Source organism: Flavobacterium sp. (assembly GCF_035299005.1).
GTDB lineage: Bacteria > Bacteroidota > Bacteroidia > Flavobacteriales > Flavobacteriaceae > Flavobacterium.
In genome coordinates, this window is record NZ_DATGXL010000012.1 from 177,628 (window position 1) to 202,853 (window position 25,226).

Below are 25,226 nucleotides of genomic sequence, written 5' to 3' on the forward strand. Positions count from 1 at the left end.
AGTTTGTCAAATACTTGCACAGCTCAATTATACCGCTAAATTTGTGATATAATAATTAAGTTTAACCAATTATAAATAACTTTAATCATGAACAAATCAGAATTAATCGATGCAATGGCAGCTTCTGCTGGTATTACAAAAGCAGCTGCTAAATTAGCTTTAGAATCATTTTTAAGCAATGTTGAAGGAACTTTAAACAAAGGTGGAAGAGTTTCTTTAGTAGGTTTTGGATCTTGGTCAGTATCTAAAAGAGCTGCAAGAGATGGTAGAAATCCACAAACTGGAAAAACTATCAAAATTGCTGCTAAAAATGTAGTAAAATTCAAAGCTGGTGCTGAATTAGAAGGAGCAGTAAACAAAAAATAATTTTTTGATTATACAGTATAAAAGTCTCGATAATATCGAGACTTTTTTGTTTATAATCGAATTTATTTGATTTTGTAAAGTTTTTTTGATAACTTTAGTTAATAAAATTGCAGAAATATGATATCAACTTTACCCAAAAAAGGTCACTTACTTATAGCTGAGCCTTCTATTTTAGGCGATGTTTCATTTAATCGCTCTGTAATTTTACTTGCTGAGCATAATGACGAGGGTTCAATAGGTTTTATATTAAATAAGCCTTTAAATTACACTATAAATGATTTGCTTCCCGAAATTGACGCTTCGTTCAAAATTTACAATGGTGGTCCAGTAGAACAGGATAACTTGTACTTTATCCACAATATTCCAGAAATTATACCGAATAGTATCGAAATTTCAAATGGTATCTATTGGGGTGGCGATTTTGAAACCACAAAGTATCTTATCAACACAGGAAAAATCAGCAAAAACAATATTCGTTTTTTTCTTGGATATAGCGGTTGGAGTGTGAATCAATTAGAACTTGAATTACATGAAAACGCGTGGATTGTTACCGAAAACACATTAAAAAACAAATTGCTATCTAAATCTAGCAATCAATTTTGGAAAGAAAAAATTATTGAGCAAGGTGGCGAATATATTTTGTTTTCTAATGCTCCCGAAAATCCTACCCTTAATTAAGTCTGATTTTAGTATTTAATTTGACTAATAAATCTTTAGAAAATTCTGAAGTAAATTCTTTTTTTCTGTATTTTGTTATGGGCTGAATTCCCAAAATTACATTGGTAAGGAATAATTCGTCTGCTTTTTGCAAATCAAATGGAGAAATACTAACTTCTTTAAGCTCTATAGCTTCCATTTTTTTTAAAATATCAATTATTTGCTTTCTCATAATTCCGTTTAAACATCCATCAGCAATAGGTGGTGTAACTACCACATTTCCTGATTTCATGAACAAATTACTTTGCAAAGCTTCCACCACATTTTTTTCATCATTTAAGACTAAACAGTTATCATAACCATTTTCTTTAGCAAAAATACTTCCGGCAATTTGAAGCATTTTATTGTTAGTTTTTAAAGTTGAAAGTAATTGTTTTGGAATAAAGAAATCTTTATATAATTCTACTTCGTAATTTGATTTTTCGATAGTATAAACTGAATTTTCAAAAGGAATTGCCATTACAATAAATTCAATTTCATTACTAATTGGTGTGTAAAATCCGTCGGTATTTCTAAAAACAGAAAAGCGAACTCTAAACGAATTAGACTTTGGTAATGAATTTATTAAGCAAAGAATCTGTTCTTCGAAGAATTCCATGGTAAAATTCATTGGGATTTCCATACGACAAATTCGCATAGAAGCCATCAATCTAAAATAATGATCTTCAAGAAATAACACTTTATTATCAAGCACTTTTATAGTTTCAAAAAGAGCATCACCAAACAAAAAACCTCTATTGGAATCGATTAAAACAGTGCTGTTTTGCTGAATATTCCCGTTATAATTTACCATAAAAAATCCCGATTAAAAATCGGGACAAATATACTCTTTATAATTTATTTTAAACAGAACCTAGTACATGTTTTAAATCGGAAATTTGATTTTCCCAAAGTAATTTTGATTCGTCTAATTCATCTTCATGAGCAAAATCAGAAATTACAATTGATACATCTTTAGTAATTTCATCTTCCAAAATTTTCATTTCAAAAAAGTAATCTGTTTCAGTATCATCTTCATTCAACCATTTGAATTTTATTCTTTCTCCCGATTTTTTTGAAGCCAGTTTTGCTTTTTCTTCAGAATCATCCCAGATAAAAGTAAAAAACTCACCTCTAGAATTTACATTATCTGCAAACCATTCCGATAGTCCAGAAGGTGTTGATATATATTGATATAATAATTGTGGCGAAGACTGAATTGGAAATTCTAATTCATATTTTATTTTTACACTCATTTCATAAAATTTAAGGATGGAAATATATAGAGAATTAATTGAAAATACAAAAAAAGATTTTATTTATTTTTTGTAAAATTATATTTGCAAAGAATATAAATAGTTTTATATTTGCACCCGCATTCAACGAGGATGCTAGACGAACATTTTGGCGAGGTAGCTCAGTTGGTTAGAGCGCAGGATTCATAACCCTGAGGTCACGGGTTCAACTCCCGTCCTCGCTACGGATTTTAAAAGGTTTCAAGTTTTTTCTTGAAACCTTTTTTATTTTAAAAAACTACTATTTAAAGTGTTGAATATTAAAATTTTAAATCAAAAATAACAAGTTATTTTCCTACTTATTCTCCTGCTTAAACACTTATACTAAAATCTACACCGGTTATTAATTATCAATAGGCATTCACATTTATATTGTTCAACTTTGTGGTACAGTGAAATAATCCATAGCGCCTTTAAAATTCATATTTCTTCGAATTACACCCCAAAATAGCATTTATACCCAAAAATCTATTCACTGAAATGATCTAAATGAATACTAATTTTAATGCAATGATTTATGGAAAAGAAAATTACCTCAACTACAAGCAATTTTCTATGGGCAATCCTATTTTGGTGCAGCGGACAAATTGCGTGTTACTCACAAACATTGATAACTTCTCAAGGGTTCGACAGTACTGTTGCTGACACATGGAATTATACTAGCTCTCTAAATATGGGAACTATTGGAACAAACACATCGAGATTTGTTTCAACACCTAATTCATTACGTTTTGGAGGTTCAAATTCGTCCATTGTAGGACTTTTATTTAATGACCCTGCCATCACTTTCACCAATGTAAATATTAGTGCTTATACAAATGTAAAGGTAACCATACATTTTTCATGTGATGGAACTCCAGATGATAGTGACGATTTGTATTTAGACATTTCTTACAACAATGGTCTCTCCTACACCTCGACAAAATTAATAGATGGAAAAAATGACACGTCCGACAATCTAGCTTTTTCTCATACTGCCTCAGCAGGAATTACAGTTGGCTCATCATATACTCTTAATATCCCAAATGGAAATACACAAGCTCTAGTAAGAGTCCGATTTGACGAAAGAGATAATCAAAGTAACACAGGTGATTACTATTACATAGATAACGTAAGTTTATCTGGAACTCCTATTGGGAGTTTTATCAACGTAACTGGAACAAATAATAATATAGTAGCATATAACTCATCTGCTATCACAACAAATGGAACCGATTTTGGAACTACACAGATTGGAGCTACTCCAATTATTAAGACTTTCACCATTAAAAACATAGGCTCAAATACCATTAATTTATCAGGGAGTCCAACTGTTCAAATAAGTGGTAGTAGTGCTTTTAGCGTTTCTAGTTTTCCTTCAAATACAATTAATAGTGAGGCTTCAACCACCTTTCAAATCACTTTCAATCCTATAACACTAGGTATCAAAACCGCCACTGTTTCCATCTCAAGTAACGCTGACACAAATAACCCCTATATTTTTGAAATAAAAGGTGAAGGCATTCAAACGTTTTTTGATAGCGACGACGACGCAGTATATGACAATATTGATATTGATGATGATAACGATTGTATTCAAGACACTACAGAGGAAAGTAATTGCAATTTGATGAATGGTCCAAAAGTAAATTACAAATTTTTACATGAAACTTTTGGCACGGGATCAAGAACAACAATCAATACTACTTACAATGCTATTACAACTTATTGCTACGAAGATGGTACAGCAGGAACAAATACTCCAGAATGTCCAAACTTAAGCACCGTAGATTTGAATGATGGTAAATACACTGTTGGATCCTCAGCACAAATTGCTTCTTGGGCGGCAGCATATTGGTATCTAGGAGGCGATCATACAGGTGACACAAATGGAAGAATGGCAATTTTTAATGCCTCATATACACCAGGAATATTTTATACCGCAACAATTTCAGGAGCTTTGCCAAACATCCCAATAACGTACAGTTTTTGGGTTTTAAACCTAGATAGAACAGACGCTCCAGGAATTGCTACTAGATTAAGACCAGATGTAAGAGTAGAATTTAGGGACATGAATGATGGTTTAATAACTTTCATTGAAACTGGCGATATTACACCTACAACAGCGGGAAATTTAGCTGGCGATTGGCAGCATTTTACTGCAGACTTGGTGCTAAACGTAAGTGCTTTTAAAGTAATTTTTATCAATAATGAAACAGGAGGTACAGGAAACGATTTGGCTTTAGATGACATCTTAATATCTCAAACTTTATGTGATTTAGACAGTGATGGTGTAGCTGATGTATTTGACTTAGATTCCGATAATGATGGTTTACCTGATATTGTTGAAGTAGATTTAGGAAATCTTAGTGAAGGGAAAGCCTATGTTGTAAATTGGGTTGATGTCAATTCAAATGGAATGCATGATATTGCTGAATCACACTTAGTACCTGATACTGACGGTGACGGGGTTCCAAACTATTTAGATTTAGATAGTGACAATGATAGCATTTTTGATGTAGATGAATCATGGGCCGAAAACAGCAATGCTTATTTAGGTTATGAAAATGGTGATGGCGACATCAATGGAGATGGAACTGGAGATGGACCAGAATCTGAAACGTTTAGAAACAAAGACACTAATGCTGATGGAAATTTAGAAGGTTTTGGAGATGGAATTCTAGATATTTATGATTACAATTTTAATGTTTATGGTAATTTGGATCAAGGTACAACTATAGCTCCTTTTCTAAATTATGTAATTGACACTAATGGAGATGGCTTCCCAAATTATATTGACTTAAAATCAAATGGTAGTAACTTTGATATTTTACCAACCCTTTATGCAAATTTAGATGCAAACAACGATGGTATAATTGATGGCTCTACCGATAATGATAAAGATGGAATCATTGATAATTTTGATACAAATGACAATCAATTCGGTTCACCAAGAGATTTAGAACGCAAACTGTTTTTATCTTTAGACGGAAGAAATGATTATGGTGCTGATGCTTCACTAATTGGCGGCTGGCAAAATGCTTCGTTAATGGCATGGATTAACATAAACAGTTTATTTGATTCTGAAGGTGTTATTGTAGGTCAGGATAAATTGAAATTAGTTATAGATAGTACTAAAAAATTAAAAGTTATAGCTAATGGAACTACTTTACAATATGACAACTTTTTGTCAGACTCTCAGTGGATTCATGTTGCCACTGTTTATGACGGAACAAATGGCCTATTAAATTTATATGTAAATGGTGAAAAAATAAAAAGCACTTCAATATCGGGTGCAATAAATGCCGATACATCTTTATTTACCATTGGAAAAAACCCGATCTCTAACACGCAATATTTTAAAGGAAAAATCGATGAAATAAGACTTTTTAACATTGCTTTATCAGATGCACAATTACAAAAAATGATTTATCAGGAAATTGGTAATAATGCTGGGCAAGTAAGAGGATTAATCATCCCAAAAGACATCCCATCATTACCTTGGGTTAATTTGATTCGATACTTCAAAATGGATAACTACAAAGATGATATTATTGATAATCACACAACAGCTACAATTGATACTGCAGTAGGAGCAACAATTTATAATGTAAAAACTATAAAATACCAAGAAGCCCCAATGCCTTTCATTACAGAACAAACTGGTGATTTTCCTACAGCAGTGCATTCAACAACTAAAGAAATTAGAGGTATTGATGCAGAAGAATATGATTGGTCTATAATACATGCAGAACACAATATAACAACTACATCTAACAACATTGATTTAGGCTTATTAATCGATCCAAACATAAATATAATTATGCAAGGTGACTCTAAACTTCAAAATGACTGGTATTTGAAACTAGATGGAAAAATAGATCTTCAAGGACGATCACAACTTCTTCAAACAACCGATAGCGATTTAGACCCTTCAAGCATTGGTATTGTAGAACGAGACCAGCAAGGAACAGGTAATAAATTTAATTATAATTATTGGTCATCACCCGTAAGTTCTATAGTTTCATCAACTGAAAACAATACTGGTTTTACAATAGCTAATGTTTTAAAAGATGGCGCCAATTCAAGTAGCCCACAACCTATCACTTGGGTAAACGGATATGATGGTGCTTCAAACCCATTACGATTGGCTAAATTTTGGTTAAATAAATTTACAAATCTTACACCAATTTATGCCAATTGGCAACAGATTAATGAAAACTCAACGCTTTTAGTTGGTCAGGGATTTACAATGAAAGGAAGTGGTATAGCCACGGCTCCTGCCATAGTTCCACAAAACTATGTTTTTTCAGGAAAGCCTAATAATGGCATTATAAATCACGCTGGAATACAAATAGCACCAAATAACATTTTGCTAACCGGAAATCCATATCCGTCTGCACTTGACGCAAATGATTTTATTTTAGATAATTTAAGCTACATTACTGGAACATTATACTTTTGGGAGCATTATCCATCAAACAATACACACGTCTTGGCGGGATATCAAGGAGGATATGGTGCGAGAAATCTTGTGGGCGGAATTGCCCCTATTGCTCCTGCTTTAATTAGTGGAATAGGATCTAGTTCAAGAATTCCAGGAAGAGAAATCCCTGTTGCTCAAGGCTATATCATAAAAGGCAACAACATTGGAGGCCAAATAACTTTTCAAAACAGTCAAAGAGATTTTGTCAAAGAGAATGAAGCTGATTCCAATATAATGTTCAAAGGTACTGTTAAAGAAAATAAAACTGAAAATACAATCACCTCACAATCTACAGGATTTGCAACTGTAAGATTAGGTTATACCGGTTGTACCAATATGCACAGACAACTATTGCTTGGCTTTATGAATCAATATGCTGATGACAACTATAACCCTGGCTATGACGGAGAAATATTGGACCCGCAACCAAATGATATTTACTTCCCGTTAGGTAATATCAACCTTATCATTCAAGGAGTTGGCTATTTCAATAACACAAACATATATCCACTGACTGTAATTAGTAATCAAACAGGATTAGTTAAATTTATGATTGATAATTTAGAAAATTTTGATCCCAATCAACCCATCTATATTCATGATAATTTGACTAATTCTTACCACGACATTAGAACCAATTTGTTTGAAATAACTATTCCCGCGGGAGTAATTGCCTCAAGATTTAGTTTACGCTTTTACAACCCAACATTATCAACAGATTTAAACACTATTGATAACATGATTACCATATATTATGATAATGAATCTCAAGAAATTAAAATAAATAATTTTTCAAATGATGAGATAATAAAAGAAATTACCCTCTTTTCAATATTAGGTCAAAAAATTGAAACTTGGGAAATTGTTAATCAAAATCAAGAAAACATTACAATTAAAGTAAAAGGATTAAGTAAAGGCATTTACATTGTACAAGCAGATACGATAGATTCAAAACGTTTTAGTAAAAAAATAATTCATAAATAAAAAAAAGCCCTTTTTAAGGGCTTTTTTTTATTTAACTATTTGATAATAATTTTCTTAGAATATTTACCTTCTAATGTGGTGATGTTTACAATATAGATTCCTTTTGCAAATGTTTTTGTAGATAAAGTAACTCTATTTGAAATTGCTTCAATACCATCACTTTTCCAAGTTTTAATTTTTTGACCTAGAATATTGAAAACATTAACTTCTTTAATTTCTTCTTTAACAAGTTTGTCTAAAATTATGATTTCGTTGTTAGAATGATAGAAAAGATTAATATTCCACTCAAAATCATCATTTCCTAACGTTTCATTTTTAAAACGAATAGTAAATCTATTTGCATTATCCCCTATTGTAACAGGCAAAACAACTTCTCCTGTTTTTAAGTTATGATAAACTCCAGTTTGATTATCGTGTAAATATATTTCTTGTGCTTCATCAAAATTCACCAACTCTTCAATAACAAATTTACCATTTGTACTAGCAGAAGCTTTTACATTAACTGGAAAAATTCCATCTTCATTAAAACTACCCTCTGCTTGAATTACTAAATTTTTATCGGCTAATGGAAAATAAGCATCATTTGTTTGTAAATCAAATAAAACACCATCATATCCATTATCAATTCCTGAAGTAGCTTCGTTATTAGACGTGAATCCTAATAATAACTGTCGATGCATATTTGTATTCAATGCGGTAAAACCTATTCTAATAAGTTTATATGGATTCACTTCATATGCATCTTCTTGGTTACTTTCTTCAGGTGCAATTGAAGGAGTAAATACTGATGAATTTCTAAACATAATATTTGAATCAAAATTATCTTCCTTAATAAACAATCTTTGATTGTTATTAAATCTAACCGTTCCACCTGATGCGCTTCCTTTAACAAAAAATGCCTGTCCAACTGGAATAAATCTACCCGGAATTCTTGTACTCGAACCAGAACCACTAATTAAAGCAGGTGCAACAGGTGCAACACCTCCTAAAGCTGTCCTAACTGCATAGCCTCCTTGATAACCTGATAAAATATGCGTGTTATTGGTTGCATAATGCTCCCAGAAATAGAGCGTTCCATCAATATTTGCTAAATTATCATTAATAAAAGTTGTAGCATCTAAAGCAGATGGATAAGGGTTACCAAGTAAGTTGATACTTCCTGCCCCAATATTCAATCCAGATGAAGAAATTAAACCATTATTTGGTTTTCCCACAAAAACATAATTTTGAGTTATAATTGCTGGAGGAGCTGCTACTCCACTTCCTTTCATCGTATATCCTTGACCAGTAGCTAAAACTGAGTTTTCATTAACTTGTTGCCAATTTGCATAATTTGGAGTTAAGTTAGTAAACTTATACAACCAATATCTTGCAATGTTAAAAGGAGTTGTGCTACCATTATAACCACCGACCCAATTAATATTTGATGGTGTTGCAGGATTTGTTCCATTTTTCATTGCATTATTAATCGTAAATCCCGTATTATTAGAAACTACACTCGCTACAGTACTAACTGGAGATGACCAATAATTGTAGTTGAATAAATTTCCAGTTCCTTGTTGATCTCTTTCGATAGTTCCTGCACTTGCAACATCAAAATCACTATTTAATGTTTGTATTAATTGTGAACGACCTACTAAATCAATTTTTCCATCTAATAATAAATAATGAGAAATTTGCATTTTAGTGTCGTTTTGAACTAGTAAATTGCGATTGGTATTCACAAACAATCCTAAAACTGTTTTATTACCCGTTGAAATTACATCGTTATTAATTTTCACAATGTTCCAATCAATTGGTGTTGTACCATCGATAACAGAATTTGAATTTGGAATATAATTTAATGTCCCATTTGTCCATGTTCCTGCTGTATTCCAATTTCCATTTGTACCAGATTCGTATGGTAATGGAGCCGTTTGTCTATCAACCGTAGTTAAGTTTTTCAAAGCTCCAGTAATGTTATTATCAGACTTATCTTTAACGTTTGTATACGTATAAGTAGACATTGGGTAATACAACATTAAATTACTCCATGGCAAACTTACAACTTCATTTAATGTAATATTTTGAGGAATGATAACACCTTTTGTAAAACCATCAGTGTGTTTATCCATTTCTTGATTCATTAAAAATCGTAATTGATTTAAAGTTAATGGAGTATTCCAAACTCTAACTTCGTCTATTGTTCCATTAAAATGTCTTGTTAATGCAGCTGAATTTGATGCAGCAACTAAAAATTCAAAAGCATTGCTTTGAGGAGTTAATAAATTGGCAGAACTATTTAAAACACCATCTATATACATTCTTGCTGTAGTTCCATCATAAGTTACAGCTAAATTGTGCCATCTTGAAGTTGGTATAACAATTGTTGAAGTAATTGATTGTGTTGCTGCTCCGTTAGTCCAAGTCATTTGTGCATTTCCTGCTGCATTTATAAAAAACTCGTAACCGGTGGTTGCATTTTTTTTGCTTATGATTGTTCCATTAGAAGCATCTCGTTTAATCCAAGCAGAAACTGTAAAACTTCCATTTAAATTTACATTATTACCTGAATTAATGTAATCAGTTGTACCATTAAAATCAATTGAGCGCACAAATGTTCTTTCTGGAGCAAATCCAAAAGTTATGTATTTTGTTCCATTAAAATCATAAGAAGTTTCTAAATTTGATCCATTAACAGTCATTACTCTATATTCTGCTGTAGGTGTAAACACAGGAGTATCAGAAATAAACATATAAAAATCTCCAGGAGGGGATAAAGTTGCTGTTAACATGACTGATGGAAGTGAAACTTTAACCGTTCCAACATCACCACCTGTTTCCACAACTTTCCAAATTCTTTGAACTGCTGTAAAATCTACATTTGTTGTTAAAGCTGGCGCAATTCCAGAACTTATATTAACCATTAATGGAGTTGCAGCTGCTAAGCTTGCATTGTTATTCCCCCAAACTAAGAATCTTCTGTCTCCAGTAAATGTATTTGTATTCAAATCATTTGTGGCAAAAATACTATTCAGACCTATTGTAATGTCATCAGCTTTATTTACCGTTTTTGATTGTTTTTGATTCAATTGAGCAATATCATCTCTTCCTACTCCAGCAATGTCGTAATTATAACCTGCAGAAGCAGTATATATTGTAGTTCCATTTGAATCTACGTAATCTAAGCTTGTTCCATTATTTCCTAATGTAATTCCGTATTTGATAGCTAAATATGATTCAATTTTTCTTCGGTTACCATCATTATTTCTGGCATCATAGGTAATAACTTCTAAAATATCCCCACCATAACTTGCATCAAAAAACTCGCTTCTTCCTAACCAATATCTTGAATTTAAAATATTTTTATAGGTTCCTGTTGCAACATTTGATGTTGTGAGTTGCAAACCATTATTAAACAAATGCATTAAACTTGTTCCTGTATTATCTCTTTTTCTTGGGTTAAAAATTTGTGGTCCCGTATACGATTTTGTCAAACTCGTTTCAGCCTCTCCATACTCTGTATTTGCTGCTTGATTGTAAGCTACAATTTCATTGGAATATCGAGCAGAAGAATTTCCCATTGAAAACCCAGTAACGTCTTGGCTTCCTTGATTTGTATTTACATCATCTCCACAGAATATGTCTTGTGCACTTGTTAATCTGTTTACTGGATTAGTAGGCTTTACTACAATAAACATGTCATGATTATTAAACCCTTGACCAGCAAACATAGCACTTCCACCAGTAAAATGAACAACTGGATTAAAGTTAACATTGTTTGTTGCATTATTATAAAAGATAGGATTTTTTGATGTTTTAGAAGATGCATTTCTTGTATTTCCAAACACATTATCTTGCCAAGTTGTAATAGCAGCACCATCAGCAACAGAACCTAAATTTCTATCTGCTTTCAACCAAAGCCTTAAATTTCCTGTAACTCCGCCAGGAGCATTTGTAATTGCAGGCATTGCTGCAACTTGAGCCGTAACTCTAAATGTATAAACATTTTTGCCTCCAGTTACATTACTATCATTATTAACTGTTAGAGTAGCTATAAAAGTTCCAATAGCTGTAGGTGTAAAAGTTACTACAAAAGAAGCAACTCCGCCCGAAGCTATATCAACATTCACTAGATTAGTTGATGTAAAACCAGTACCACCTGTTACTGCAATGGAAGTAACTCTCAAAGTATTTGTTCCTAAAGAATATACTTGAAACGGAATAGTAATTGGCAAACCAACATAAGTTGTTCCAAAATCAGTTAAATCAATTGTTGCTGGGGTAATATCTCCATCTGGTATAGAAGTATCATTACCTTGAATATCAATTTCTCTACCAGTTACAATACAATTTCCTTGAATTACATAATCATATGTACTTTCATCAGCATCATCATTAGGAATAGTTACAATGGCTAAATAACTTCCAACAGCAGTTGGACTAAATGTTATGGTAAATGTAACAGATCCCCCTGCAGGTATAGGAGAAGTAGGAAAACCTGTTACAGCAAAAGTTCCACTACCCGATAATTGCACAAGTGGAGTACCTGTTAATGTTAAAGGTGTTGTACCTGTATTTTGAATGGTGAACGTTCTTGTTGAAGTTCCGCCTGGTGTAGCAGTCGGAAAAAGGGTTCCATTTCCAGCTGCACCCGATGAAGCTCCGTCTAAAATATTATTTCCTAAACCAGTTAAATTAATTTCTGGTTCACCTCCTGTTCCTCTTATGGAAAAATTAAAAGGATCCTCATTGGAATCATTATTAACAAAAGAAATAGTTGCATTTCGAACACCTAATGCTCCTGGTAAAAAACTTACCGTAAAAGTGGTTGTGACACCTATTGCAAGTGATGCCACTGGAGGAGTTACCAATGAGAAATCACCCGCATTAGCACCGCTAAAAGTAAAAGCGCCTATAGTTAATGGTAACAAACCTGTGTTTTGAATAGTAAAAGTTCTTGTTATGGGAGTACCAACAGTGGTTGCTCCAAAATCGGTAAAATCTGCTAATACAGGAGTTACATCTCCATCGGTTATACTATTTGCATTTCCTAAAACTCCAATTTCAGGAGTAGTAAATCCAGATAGTCTAAAATTATCTATAGCTACACCAACATCACGTATACTTCCATTGGATATAAAAACAACCCTAAACTCAACAGATTCATTTCCATTAAAATTAATATTTTGTGCAGAAATATTGATACTTCTTGTTTGCCATTGAGAATTATTATTCCCATCATGCCATCCATTAGATCCTAAAGCATTAACAGCTCCATCGTACCAACCTGCAACTCCATTACCTAAGTTATTCCAAGCCCCTCCATTTAAACGATACTCAAGTCGCATACCATCATCATTAATTCGGCTATCTGTTCTGGTATCAATTGATAGTGTTATATTTTCATATCCTGAAAAATCAATTAAAGGTGAAGTTATTTGAATATTAGTGTTATTCTGATATTGTGTTGCATGTCTTTGAGTATACATACAATTTGTAGTATTACCAGTTCCTGGATCAACTAAAATAACAAATGGTCTATTGTGTTGAGCATTATCAACTCCTCTTAACCAACTACTAGCGTTTCCTCCTGTAGAAGTAGAAGTCCATGCATTTACACCTATACCATTTTCAAAATCTGCATTAAAAAAAGTGGTTTGAGCGTTTGTTAAATTCAAAAACAAAACCAATATAAATGTTAGTGATGCTTTTATTTTTTTAGTTTTTTGCAGGGGTGCAATCATAATAATAAAAATTAATTTGTAATTATTTTTGTTGTTGTTAAACCTTTGTTTTTAGTTGTAACTTTAACAACTAACACTTGATTTCTGATATTTTGCACAGAAAAACTATGCGTTGTCTCGTTTATTTTTGATTTATAAAAAATGCTTCTTCCTAATAAATCATAAACTTCAATCTGTTCAATTTCATCATTATACGATTTAACATATACGAGATTATCTGATTGATGGATTGTCACATTTGAAAATTCTTCTAAATTATTTGATAAAGCTTCGTTTTTAAATACAATTTCAAATCTGTCTTCAATAGTTTCAACTGATGCATTGAAAGAATATGAAGCGCTTTTTAAATCATGAATAATATTTAAAGCTTTATCTTTTAAATAAATATTTTGGTTTCCTGCAAACAATCCGTCTAAATTTTCAATCTCAATTTCATAAACACTTGGTTCAATAATTGACATCCCTAATGATACAATGTCTTCATCTGTAAATGGAAGTATTCTCCCTTGCACAACATATTTATTTGACTCTTCAACCGAGTATAAATTACTGCCTTGGTTACCAAAAGTAAGTCCATCAATTCCAAAGTCATAATCATTCGTTGCTTCATTCATATATCCAACTAAAATTTGGCTAAATTGTCCAGAATTGTTTTTAAGATTTAACCAAATTCTGTGCTTCTCTTCTAAATCAAATACAACAACTAAAGGGTTAAATGCTTTAAAAAATTGATTTCCATTGTTAATCAATCGCATTTCGTTTGAAAAAGAAATATAACTTGGTACAACTGCATTTACAATAAATCCCTGACCTACTTGAATTATTCCGTTTGGAGTTGCTCCACCTGCTGCAGAAGCAGTTCCTCCTAATAGCGTATAAGTTGCATAATTATTTAAAGGATATGTTCCGCTAACTGCTTGTTGTGTATGCGTCCAAAAATATAAAGTTCCATCGATGGTTTGATTTTCTGTTCCTCTATTAAACGTATTCTTTAAGATAAAATCATTAGCGCTAATAGTTGATGGATAAGGATTTCCAACAGCATTGTAACCCGAAGTTCCTCTTTTGATTACTGGCTTAAAATATGAATTATTTAATGTTCCTGTGAAGATTCCATTATAAGGAGAATAAACAGTGCTTGACCAGTTGTTTGGAGCTCTTACTAAATAACCTTTTGTAGGCAAAAAATCATTCGAACTCGGAACAATTGCATCATAAGCACCATTTGTTCCTGTTATTGGATTGTAAACATAAAATCTATTAGCAACCGTTTGTGGTGAGAATGTTAATAAATTTTGATTCACTACTGGCGATGACCAAAGCGTATAATCTAAACGAACTATTGGTGTACTATTCCTATTTACTATTGCTGCTCCTGTATTATTTAGATGCTCAACTTGAATTAAATTGGCATTATTTTGAACAATGATATTTGCTGAAGAATTTATCGAAACTGCTCTATTTACGGTAACATTTGTACCAGAAGAAATAGTCAAAACTGCCGAACCATTTACTTGAATTGAACAAGCCTCTAAATTTACAGAAGTTGTAAAGTTTCCATTAAAAACAACATTTTTATTTTTATCTGGAGTTCCATTACTCCAAGTTGTTCCATTCCATGTAGTTGATGTTAAACAAGCTTGTGGTGTTACATTTATTGTAAAAGTTTGACCTCCAAGTAAAGCTAAATTATTTCCTTTTATAGCAACAACAAAATCATCCGCAACAACACTTAGTGCATTATGTTTGTATGAAAATTGAGCGTTATTAATATTTGCTTGTGTAAATGAATCACCAACAAACAAACGTTGTCCGTTCAATAACAAATAACCATTTGTAGGTAATTTAGTAATCGTATACTCTAATTGTGCAGCTGTTGCACCTGATTGGGTGGCGTTTAAAAATGCTGAAGTTATATTTTGAGTTGCTCCTTGATTAATTGTTAAAACATTATTAACTAAATTAATGTTATTCACAATTTGTAATTTCCCACAAATTGTAATACTAAATTCATTAAATGTTCCTCCTGAGGTATTTGAAACGCGGTCAGTTGCTAACAAATTCCATGTTCCTTGTGCATTTGACCCAATGAATCTAGAGAAAGCTTGACCTGGTTGTTGAATCCCTTCTAATCCTGCAACAACATTAGGATCTACATTTCCACAAGTTAATGGAATTCCGTCGTCATCAAAAGTTACGTTAAAGTTTGCCCCTGCACAATCTCTATTGTAGATTTCTGCAAAAATACCATTAGGAGCTCTAAATTGCATTTTTATATCTGAAAGCAATGGATGTGTAGCTCTCATATAAAAACTAACTTTACTGATTATCAAATTATCGTTAACATCCATTCTTGCACTTACTGCATTGTTTGAATTGGTATCCCAAATATTATCATTACCTTCAAAATATTCATTGGTATAAGTATTACAAAAGTCTCTTGAAATTTGAAATGAATATATTTCGGAATATGAACCATAAATACATGTATTTTTTGGACGAACTCTCCAAAAGTAAATTTTGCCTTCTACCAATGAAGTTGTTTGATATTCTAATTTTGATGTAGTAATGGTTTCTGAAATGGTAGAAAATAATGGAGACTCTGAAACTTCTACAATATATTCTTCCGCACTAGTTAATGTATTCCATTTCAACAAAACTGAAGTAGCTTGATTAGTTGAACCATTAACTGGAGAATTCAATGTCAATTGGTCAATAAAATCTTCATATACATTTAAAGAAACTGGAATAGTTTCTGAAGCATTTGTAGAAGTTCCTTTTAAAATAATAGGATAACTTCCAGCAGAGACTGTGGCTGCTCCCGAAAGTGTTAGTGTAACTTGTCCATTAACTGAGAGAGAAGCTGGTGAAAAAGTTGCCGTGATTCCAACTGGTAAATTGTCCATTGAGAAAGTTACAAGCTCAGAAAAATTTGGCGCTTTTGCGTAGTCAAAAGTAAAAGTTCCTGCATTAGGCTTACAAACTGGAATATTAGTATTAGATGTAACAAATTCAAATGTACTAGGTTTAATTTCGAAATCTTGATTAGAAATGTCAAAGAAAATATTTGTTGCTGCTTCAATTTTTACTCTGGCTCTTTTTGTAACATTATTAGGGACGGTTATGGTTTGAGTTCCATCATTTGTAGTATTTGAAACTAATGTAATTGGATACGTATAACCTCCATCAAGAGATAATTTAATATTTACATTTGCAGATAAGGTATTTGTAGAATTTACCGCCCAAGTTACCGTTTTGGTTTCGCCTGCATACCAAACTTCTGTTCCTAAATTAGGAGAATTAACTACAAACGGACCAGTTGTATTCACCGTTATTACTACGTTATCGCTATTTGTTTGTCCGACTTGAGCATTATTATCTCTAACTGTTAATCTAAAATTTAAAGTTCTTCCAACTGACGGCAATACTTCCCAACTTGGGGTTTGATTGGCAATTATTGCATCCATATTAGGAAAAATTCTTAAAGGATTAGTAGTTGGAAAAAATGAACGAAAAACTGGACCTGCTGTATTAGTTGAAACTGGTGGCTGAACACCTCCATCATTTGCATCATATTGTTCCCAACAATACGTTAAAACATCTCCAATAGTTGGATCAGAGGATAAATTTCCGTTTAAAACAAAAGGCGTACTTTTAGGAATGGTGTAGTCAGAACCAGCATTCGCAGTTGGTTCTACATTTGAATAAGTAGTTTCCGTTTCACAAGTATGTGAATTTACTGCGGTTGTCATTTGTGCTATACTTCTTGCATGAAAATAACCATCACTATTTGCTTGAACGTTTGGAGCACAAATTCCAGCATAACCTAAAATTGTTGAAGCACTTCCTGGTTCGTAATCATCGGAAACTTTAGAGCCAAAGCAAGGATTATAATACGTATGGCCCGCACTAAATTGATGACCGATTTCATGTGCAACATAATCTATATCAAAAGGATCAAATTCTGGAGTTACAATTCCTGTTACACCAGAACCTTTATTAGTCCCGCAAGGACCAGTGCCCGCGATTCCACCACCACCAGTACTAAACACGTGACCAATATCATAAGCTGCTGCAGTTATTAATCCAGAAATATTAGATGTATTGGCTCCTAACATTTGTGATCCGCTGTAATTATCGTATGGGTCTGGATCTGGTGTACTATCAATATTGAAACCATTGATATAAATAAGCCGGTTGTTGGCTGGAACAATTTGAAATCTTAACCCCATATCTCGTTCAAAAACACTATTTACTCTTGTCATTGTAGTGTTCATTGCTGCTAAAACATTTGCAATGGTATTACCATGATAAGCAGAATATTCAGAAGTACATGCAATTGCAATGTCATAAGTTCTAAATCTTCCATCAGTAATATTTCTTTGAAGTTGTTGTGTCCCAAATTGTACTATTTCTTCGGCATTTTCTTCATCAACATAAGCACAACTAAAATCATCATCAGTAGCTTTATTGAAATTTTTTCTATTATAAACAATTACATAATCAGATTCACCTCTTTTATATGGATCCAAATAAATTGTTTTTTCACCATTTATTACACCATAAAAATTATCTTTTGATAAACTAATATATATTTTATGCAATGGATTTTGTCTGCTAACACCAACATAAGATTGAATTTCAGGATATAATGCATTCAAGTCTTTATGCATATAATATACCCTTTTCATGCTAAAATCTTCAACATGTCCATCTTCAAATGGAAAAGTGATAAAAATTCCAGAACTATTTATTAAATCAAAATTTTCTTCAGGTGCAAGTGTTAATCGATTTTTTAATTCTGAAAGACTAAAATTATACAAATAATAAGACGATGGGAGTTGCTCTTTAGTTCCATTTCCAATTTCTGCCTGCACATCTTTAACTTCAACTTGTTTCCAAATAGATTGAGCTAACGAAAAATTAAAACACACTAAATAAATTAACGCGATTAGTAGGGGAGTTTTTTTCATAAATTATTAAGTATTAGGGGAGAAATGACTGTAAGATTTATTACAATTACTTCATACATAATTTACACAAAATTAAGTTATTTTCTTACAGATTTTTCGAACAAAAAACTATAAATACTATATTTAACAACATCATAATATTTTGTGCTTTTTCTTACACTTTAATTAATTTTAACTTGATTTTTATTTAATAAACACTATAATTTTTTTAAAATTTTACTTACGATAATTCACAAATATTGGTTTCAAGCAACAATGTTTTTCTCTAAAGAGAATCAATTAGAACAAATAGGCTATTTTTGCATTATAAAATCAAAAGTTATGAAACCCCTATATATTTTTCTGTGGTTTTTAAGTATTCATTCGGTTTCTGCACAACTAAAAACCATTACCGACAAAACCACTTACCCATTTTGGATTAACGTTCCCGAAAAAGAAAGCGCTGAAAAGCAACCTATTCTGATTTTTTTACATGGCAAAAGTCTTTCTGGAACTGATTTGAATCGTGTGAGAAGATACGGTGTGCTTCGGGCTATGGATAAAGGAAGAAAAATTCCTGCCATTGTAGTAGCACCTCAATTAGCAAAAGGGAGTTGGAATCCTGATAAAGTTTTGGAAGTTTTAGAATATGTACAAAAAAATTACAATACTGATTCTACTCGAATTTACGTTTGTGGCATGAGTTTAGGCGGCTATGGAACTTTGCATTTTGCAGGAAAACACGCTGATAAAATTACGGCTGCAGTTGCTATTTGTGGCGGTGGAAATGTAAACGATGGATGCAAATTAGCCACTATCCCGCTTTGGATTCAACATGGCGATAAAGATTACATTGTTCCTATCTCAGAATCAGAAAAAGTAGTGAATGCCATTCGAAAATGTAACGAAAAAGCAAAACTAATATTCACAGTAATAAAAGGAGGAAATCACGGAAGTGTGGAAAATATTTTTCATCAAGATGCAATGTATAATTGGCTATTCGAACAAAAGAAAGAATAATCCATTACCTTTGTCTTCATGAGCATTACCTTATTATCATCACCTTTACAAGGATTTACCGATTTTAGATTCCGAAACGCCTTTCACAAACACTTTGGCGGCATCGATACTTTTTACTCGCCATACATCAAATTAAACGGGAAATTAGTAGTCAAGGGTTCATACGAGAGAGATATCCTTCCTGAAAACAACACCACTTTAGAAGTCATTCCTCAAATTATAACCAATGATGCTGAAGAATTTTTATTCGTGGCTAAATATGTTCAACAATTTGGTTACAAAGAATTAAATTGGAATTTAGGTTGCCCGTATCCAATGGTGGCTAAATGTGGAATGGGTTCGGGATTAATTAGTAATACTTCACAAATTGAACACATCTTAAAACGTGTACACAATGAAACGGATATTATCGTTTCTATGAAAATGCGAATGGGTTATGAAAATGCTACCGAAATTTTAGATGTTTTTCCCGTTTTAGACCAATATCCAATTAAAAACATTGCGATCCATGCCCGAATTGGGAAACAACTTTACAAAGGTGGTGTCGATTTGGATTCGTTTCAAAATTGCTTAGACCACACCAAACATAAAATTTACTACAACGGAGATATTACTTCTGTGACAAAATTTAAAGAGTTGCAAGAGCGTTTTCCATCCATTGATCATTGGATGATAGGTAGAGGTTTAATTGCTGACCCTTTTTTACCTTCTATGATTAAAAAGAATACGACAGAATATCCGAAAAATAAATTGGAAATTTTTGAAGCATTTCATGATGAAATTTATCAAGAATATGATGCGTATTTATCTGGACCAACGCCAATTCGCATGAAAATGTTAGGCTTTTGGGAATACTTTTCAGAATCTTTCTCAAACCCGCAAAAGACTTTTAAAAAGATTAAAAAAGCTGGAAATAGTAAAAATTATGAAGCTGCTGTGAAAGAGATTTTTAAAAATGGGTAAATCTATATTTTAAACTTATCGCCTAGCTTTTTTCCTATTAAATAAGCCATTCCAATCCCTAAAATTAAAATCCAAAGATTCATAAAAATATAAAACGTGAACGCTAATGGATTTTCAGTCGAATTGAAACAATAACTCTCAATTAAAAAACAAAAATCAGTTGATTGGGTAGCAAATTGCGATAAAGCAAAACTCATCAAAAGGGTAATCCCTAATGCCGACAAGACATAAACCACGGTTTTATTCATCGGTTTTTTGCCTGTGGGTTGAAACACATTTCGTTCTGCCTCAGTACGTTTATTGTTCTGAAGTGACCAAATTACTTTTTTAGCTTCGCCGTCTACATCCATATCCAATTCTATTATAAGTTTGACTATAAAGTTCGGCTTTTAATTATTGTAATAACGTAACTAATGTTGCAAAGTCTACTTTTTGCTGTTCGCCAGTAGCTAAATTTTTCAAACCAAATTCTTCACGCTCGATTTCTGATTCACCTACAATAACAGCAAATGGAATACCTCTTCTGTCGGCGTGTTTAAATTGTTTGTCGATTTTTGATTTATCTGGATATAATTCGACTTTGATTCCTTTTTGACGTAATTTTCCGATGGCTTTCATCGCATACAAAGCTTCTTTATCGCCAAAGTTCAAAAACAAAGCTTTTGAAGTCGCCAAAACAGCTTCTGGAAATAAACCAACTTCTTCCATTACCAAAGCAATTCGGTCTAAACCAAATGAAATTCCAACACCCGACATTTTATTTTTAGCATCGAAAATCCCCGTCAAATCATCATAACGACCACCGCCACCAATGGAACCCATAGCCACACCTTTTGGAGCTGCAACTTCAAAAATAGCGCCTGTATAATAATTTAAACCTCGCGCTAAAGTAACGTCCAAATCTAAGAAAGCGGTTTGTAAACCTAAAGTCGTAACGTTATCACAAATAAATTGCAACTCGTTTACGCCTTTCATTCCTTCTTCAGAATTGGCTAATAAATTCGCTAATTTTTCTATTTTTTCGTTGATGGTTCCGGTGAAATTGAACAACGGTTGTACTTTTTCAATCGCTGTCTCCGAAATGCCTTTTTCTAACATTTCTTTTTTCACGCCGTCTTCACCTATTTTGTCTAATTTATCTAATGCTACGGTAAAATCAATCAATTTATCCGAAGCGCCAATTACCTCAGCAATTCCAGATAATATTTTGCGATTGTTAATTTTAATGGTAACGCCACCTAAACCTAACTGACTAAAAACCGAGTCATATAATTGTACCAACTCCACTTCTTGCCAAAGTGAATTCGAACCCACCACATCGGCATCACATTGATAAAACTCTCTAAAACGCCCTTTTTGAGGTCGATCGGCACGCCAAACGGGTTGAATTTGGTAACGCTTGAACGGAAACTCAATTTCGTTTTGGTGTTGCACCACGTAACGCGCAAAAGGAACAGTTAAGTCGTAACGAAGTGCTTTTTCTGAAATATGACTTGTCAATTTTATAGAATCTCTATTTTCCAATAATTTAGCATCCGCTTTAGATAAATAATCCCCCGAATTCAAAATCTTAAAAATCAAACGATCCCCTTCTTCTCCATATTTTCCCATTAAGGTTTCTGAGTTTTCAAACGAAGGCGTTTCAATAGGTTGAAAGCCAAACTTTTCAAAATTGGTTTTTATCGTACTGAAAATATAATTGCGTTTCGCCACTTCTGCAGGTGAAAAATCTCGGGTTCCTTTTGGTATGCTTGGTTTTTGTGCCATGATTCAATTTGAAAATTTGATGATTTGAAAATTTGAAAATCAGTATCGTTTTTCTAATTTCATTGCAAATATCGGACATATTCGGCAGTATAAAAAATCTATTTTTTGGTTTTAAACACATAGGCACATAGAATAAACTTAAAACTAAAGGCATTATATTTTACATCAAAACACATAGTCTCTGTGAACTATGCAAAGTGAAACGCCTAAAACCATAAACAATCCAAATCTATTGTGTCTATGTGTTTAAAAAAATAAACAGAATACTGTAACATTTCACTCTTACTTTAGTCTTATAGTCATGGTAGGATTATTTAAAGAAAATACAAAAATTGCGCTTGATTCTATTAGAAGTCAGGCTTTGCGTACTTCGTTAACAGTTTTAATTATTGCAATTGGAATTTGGGCTCTAGTTGGTGTATTAACATTGGTTACCGCTTTAGAAAATTCATTGTTAAATAATTTTGCTTCTATGGGAGCGAATACATTTTCTATAAGCCAGTACGATTTTTCTTCAGAAATCAATCAAAATGATGCAGAGCAGCGTGTAAATCCTATCATTAGCTACCCGCAAGCAAAAGCATTTCAAGACAAATATAATTTTCCGTTTACTACTACCTCATTATCTTTTACGGCAGGTTCAGCCATTGAGGTAAAATATCAAGACAAAAAAACCGATCCTGAAATTTCTGTAGTTGGTATTGACGAAAATTTTTGCCCTAACAAAGGTTTGGAAGTGGTAAAAGGAAGAAATATGAATTCATTTGATGTTGCTAACAACAACTATGTATGCATTTTAGGTTCTGATTTTGAAAAAGGTTTGTTTGCCAATTTGAATCCGATTGATAAAATCATTTCGATACGTGGTGCAAAGTTTAAAGTAATTGGCGTTTTAAAAGAAAAAGGTTCCACATTTGGAAATAGTCAGGATTTACGTGTTTTGATTCCTACTCAAGTAGCGCGTTCGCTTTTTTCGGCGCCTAATATCAATTATGACTTAGATGTGATGGTAAACAACGAAGCCTTATTAAATGAAGCAGTTGATGACGCTATCATCACTATGCGAAGAGTTAGAAAACTGAGTCCGGTAGAAAAAGACAATTTTGGGATAGAACGTAGCGATGATTTAAGACGTACTTTGCTAGAAGAAGTAGAATTTTTGAGTTGGATAGCATGGATTATAGGATTACTTACTGTTTTTGGTTCGACCATTGCGCTAACAAATATTATGTTAGTTTCTGTTACCGAAAGAACACGAGAAATTGGTATTAGAAAATCTTTAGGAGCTAAAAAATCAACTATTGGATGGCAATTCTTAACAGAAACCTTTGTAATTAGTCAACTGGGCGGACTACTCGGATTAATTTTAGGTATTGGCACAGGATATTTAATTGCTTCCTTACTTAAATTTGAATTCAGCACACCATGGTTAGCAATTACTGCTACTATAATTACCACGATTTTAGTTACCATTATTTCTGGATTGGTTCCTGCTTTAAAAGCCGCTAAATTAGATCCTGTGGAAGCGTTGCGTTACGAATAATTTAAACGCAAAGACGCAAAGTTTTTTACGCAAACTTCGCTAAGGAGTTTGTGTAATTAGTGTTAGGTTAAACCGAACATCTAATCATTCGATCATTACCATACATATCTTTTTTCAATTCGATATTTTTGAAACCTAGATTTTCAAGTAATTCAACCGTTTCATTTCCTAAATATTGATTGATTTCAAAAAATAATAATCCGTTTAGTGACAAGTTTTTTAAGGACAATTGCGCAATTTTTCTATAAAAAAGTAAGGCATCAGTATCTTCTACAAATAACGCCAAATGAGGTTCGAAGTCCAACACATTTTTTTTGATTTCTTGTTTTTCTAAATTGCGAACATAAGGCGGATTGGAAACGATTATATCAAAAGGTTGATTCAAATCTTCCACTTCTAAAATATTGGTTTGAATAAAATTTATTTCAACTTTATTTGATGCTGCATTTCTTTTGGCTACTTCTAATACTTTTTCGGAAATATCAATAGCTGAAACGTTTGCTTGTGGCAAATTAGCTTTTAATGAAATTGGAATACAGCCTGTACCGGTTCCAATATCCAAAATCTCTAACTTTTGACTTTTAACTTTTGACTTTTGACTTTGAATAATCCATTCCACCAATTCCTCAGTTTCAGGTCTTGGAATTAAAGTGTTCTCATTAACTTCAAATCGCAAACCATAAAACCAAGCTTCGTTTGTGATGTATTGAATGGGTTTTTCTTGTTGCAATTCAGATAAAATAGTATTCCACTTTTCAACTTCTTCGTCCGAAATTTCAAAATCTGGATTCAAAGCTACATCTACCCGCTTCATATGATGCAAATATTCGGTAAGAATGAAAAAGAAACTTTCGATTTCTTGATCATCTTGAATATTTTTTAACGAATTGAAAAAGTGCGCTTTGTATTGTTTTAATAGCATATCTTAAACTAATTTCTTTGTCATCCATACTTCACAACTACTATGTCCAGTATTTCCCATTGGACCACAAATATTTTCAAAACCTATTCTTTTGTAGAGTTTTTGAGCGGTTGTCATAAAAGATAAGGTTTCCAAATAACAGATTTCAAATCCTTGCGCTTTGGCAAATTTCAAGCATTTTTCAATAATTTTTTCTGCATAACCTGTTCCTCTAATCTCGGGCGCAAAATACATTTTTTGCAATTCACATACCGAAACATCTGCATTGTCTAAAGGTGCAACTCCACAACCACCAACGACTTTTCCGTCCTTTTCCACTACATAATATACAGAACGTTGTGCTTGATATACTTCATATAACGTATCTAAAATTGGGTCAGCATACGCCGTCCCTACTTTTGGCGCATCTAATTCATGAAAAATATCGCGAATTACCTTAGCAATCGACTCATTATCTTTTTGTTGGATTTCTCTAATAAACATTACATTTTTATTGTTGGGTAAAAGTACATAAATTGATAGAATCG

Annotated in this window: 14 protein-coding genes and 1 tRNA gene; 7 read left to right on the plus strand and 8 right to left on the minus strand. The window is 32.6% G+C overall.

All coding sequences use genetic code 11. From position 1 onward, the window contains the following. Nucleotides 1-87 precede the first annotated feature (87 nt). Nucleotides 88-366, plus strand: a complete 279-nt coding sequence (locus VK164_RS06750) for an HU family DNA-binding protein (RefSeq protein ID WP_111567791.1) — start codon at nucleotides 88-90, stop codon at nucleotides 364-366. A 117-nt stretch (nucleotides 367-483) separates the two neighbouring features. Then, nucleotides 484-1,044: a YqgE/AlgH family protein gene (locus VK164_RS06755; RefSeq protein ID WP_324208624.1), complete on the plus strand. Its 561-nt coding sequence runs from the start codon at nucleotides 484-486 to the stop codon at nucleotides 1,042-1,044. On the opposite strand, the gene VK164_RS06760 is transcribed toward VK164_RS06755, so the two are convergent. Together VK164_RS06760 and VK164_RS06765 are read right to left on the minus strand one after the other, a co-directional pair. Continuing rightward, nucleotides 1,037-1,876 (minus strand): aminotransferase class IV, encoded by an 840-nt coding sequence (locus VK164_RS06760; RefSeq protein WP_324208625.1) that lies wholly within the window; start codon nucleotides 1,874-1,876, stop codon nucleotides 1,037-1,039. The two genes, VK164_RS06755 and VK164_RS06760, sit on opposite strands and share 8 nt — an antisense overlap. Before the next feature lie 49 nt (nucleotides 1,877-1,925). Continuing rightward, nucleotides 1,926-2,318 carry an START-like domain-containing protein gene (locus tag VK164_RS06765; RefSeq protein ID WP_166235965.1) on the minus strand — a complete coding sequence of 131 codons (393 nt, stop codon included), beginning with the start codon at nucleotides 2,316-2,318 and terminating at the stop codon, nucleotides 1,926-1,928. A gap of 150 nt (nucleotides 2,319-2,468) precedes the next feature. Here VK164_RS06765 and VK164_RS06770 point away from each other — a divergent pair. Next, nucleotides 2,469-2,542 (plus strand) — tRNA-Met (locus tag VK164_RS06770). Between the two features lie 332 nt (nucleotides 2,543-2,874). Then, on the plus strand, nucleotides 2,875-7,806 hold the full coding sequence (locus VK164_RS06775; RefSeq protein WP_324208626.1) for a LamG-like jellyroll fold domain-containing protein: 4,932 nt from the start codon (nucleotides 2,875-2,877) through the stop codon (nucleotides 7,804-7,806). Between the two features lie 35 nt (nucleotides 7,807-7,841). On the opposite strand, the gene VK164_RS06780 is transcribed toward VK164_RS06775, so the two are convergent. Further along, on the minus strand, nucleotides 7,842-13,532 hold the full coding sequence (locus VK164_RS06780) for a choice-of-anchor D domain-containing protein (RefSeq protein ID WP_324208627.1): 5,691 nt from the start codon (nucleotides 13,530-13,532) through the stop codon (nucleotides 7,842-7,844). Nucleotides 13,533-13,543: 11 nt separating this feature from the next. After that, the gene (locus VK164_RS06785; RefSeq protein ID WP_324208628.1) at nucleotides 13,544-18,505 is read right to left on the minus strand and encodes a reprolysin-like metallopeptidase; all 4,962 of its coding nucleotides are present in this window, start codon (nucleotides 18,503-18,505) and stop codon (nucleotides 13,544-13,546) included. A gap of 321 nt (nucleotides 18,506-18,826) precedes the next feature. On the opposite strand from VK164_RS06785, the gene VK164_RS06790 reads away from it, so the two are divergent. Together VK164_RS06790 and VK164_RS06795 are read left to right on the plus strand one after the other, a co-directional pair. Next, entirely contained in the window at nucleotides 18,827-19,504 is a 678-nt protein-coding gene (locus tag VK164_RS06790; RefSeq protein WP_324208629.1) for a prolyl oligopeptidase family serine peptidase, read from the plus strand. Between the two features lie 18 nt (nucleotides 19,505-19,522). Further along, nucleotides 19,523-20,467 (plus strand): tRNA-dihydrouridine synthase family protein, encoded by a 945-nt coding sequence (locus tag VK164_RS06795; protein WP_324208630.1) that lies wholly within the window; start codon nucleotides 19,523-19,525, stop codon nucleotides 20,465-20,467. 2 nt (nucleotides 20,468-20,469) lie between these two features. Here the strand turns inward: VK164_RS06795 and VK164_RS06800 are convergent, their stop codons facing one another. Beyond that, on the minus strand, nucleotides 20,470-20,817 hold the full coding sequence (locus VK164_RS06800; RefSeq protein ID WP_324208631.1) for a hypothetical protein: 348 nt from the start codon (nucleotides 20,815-20,817) through the stop codon (nucleotides 20,470-20,472). A gap of 43 nt (nucleotides 20,818-20,860) precedes the next feature. Further along, nucleotides 20,861-22,234, minus strand: coding sequence for a histidine--tRNA ligase (gene hisS, locus VK164_RS06805; RefSeq protein ID WP_324208632.1), 1,374 nt, complete (start codon nucleotides 22,232-22,234; stop codon nucleotides 20,861-20,863). A gap of 301 nt (nucleotides 22,235-22,535) precedes the next feature. Between hisS and VK164_RS06810 the strand changes: the two genes are divergently transcribed. Further along, the gene (locus VK164_RS06810; protein ID WP_324208633.1) at nucleotides 22,536-23,777 is read left to right on the plus strand and encodes an ABC transporter permease; all 1,242 of its coding nucleotides are present in this window, start codon (nucleotides 22,536-22,538) and stop codon (nucleotides 23,775-23,777) included. A gap of 67 nt (nucleotides 23,778-23,844) precedes the next feature. Here VK164_RS06810 and prmC read toward each other — a convergent pair whose 3' ends face one another. After that, nucleotides 23,845-24,699, minus strand: a complete 855-nt coding sequence (gene prmC / locus VK164_RS06815; protein WP_324208634.1) for a peptide chain release factor N(5)-glutamine methyltransferase — start codon at nucleotides 24,697-24,699, stop codon at nucleotides 23,845-23,847. A gap of 3 nt (nucleotides 24,700-24,702) precedes the next feature. Next, the gene (locus VK164_RS06820; protein WP_324208635.1) at nucleotides 24,703-25,182 is read right to left on the minus strand and encodes a GNAT family N-acetyltransferase; all 480 of its coding nucleotides are present in this window, start codon (nucleotides 25,180-25,182) and stop codon (nucleotides 24,703-24,705) included. Nucleotides 25,183-25,226: the final 44 nt, after the last annotated feature.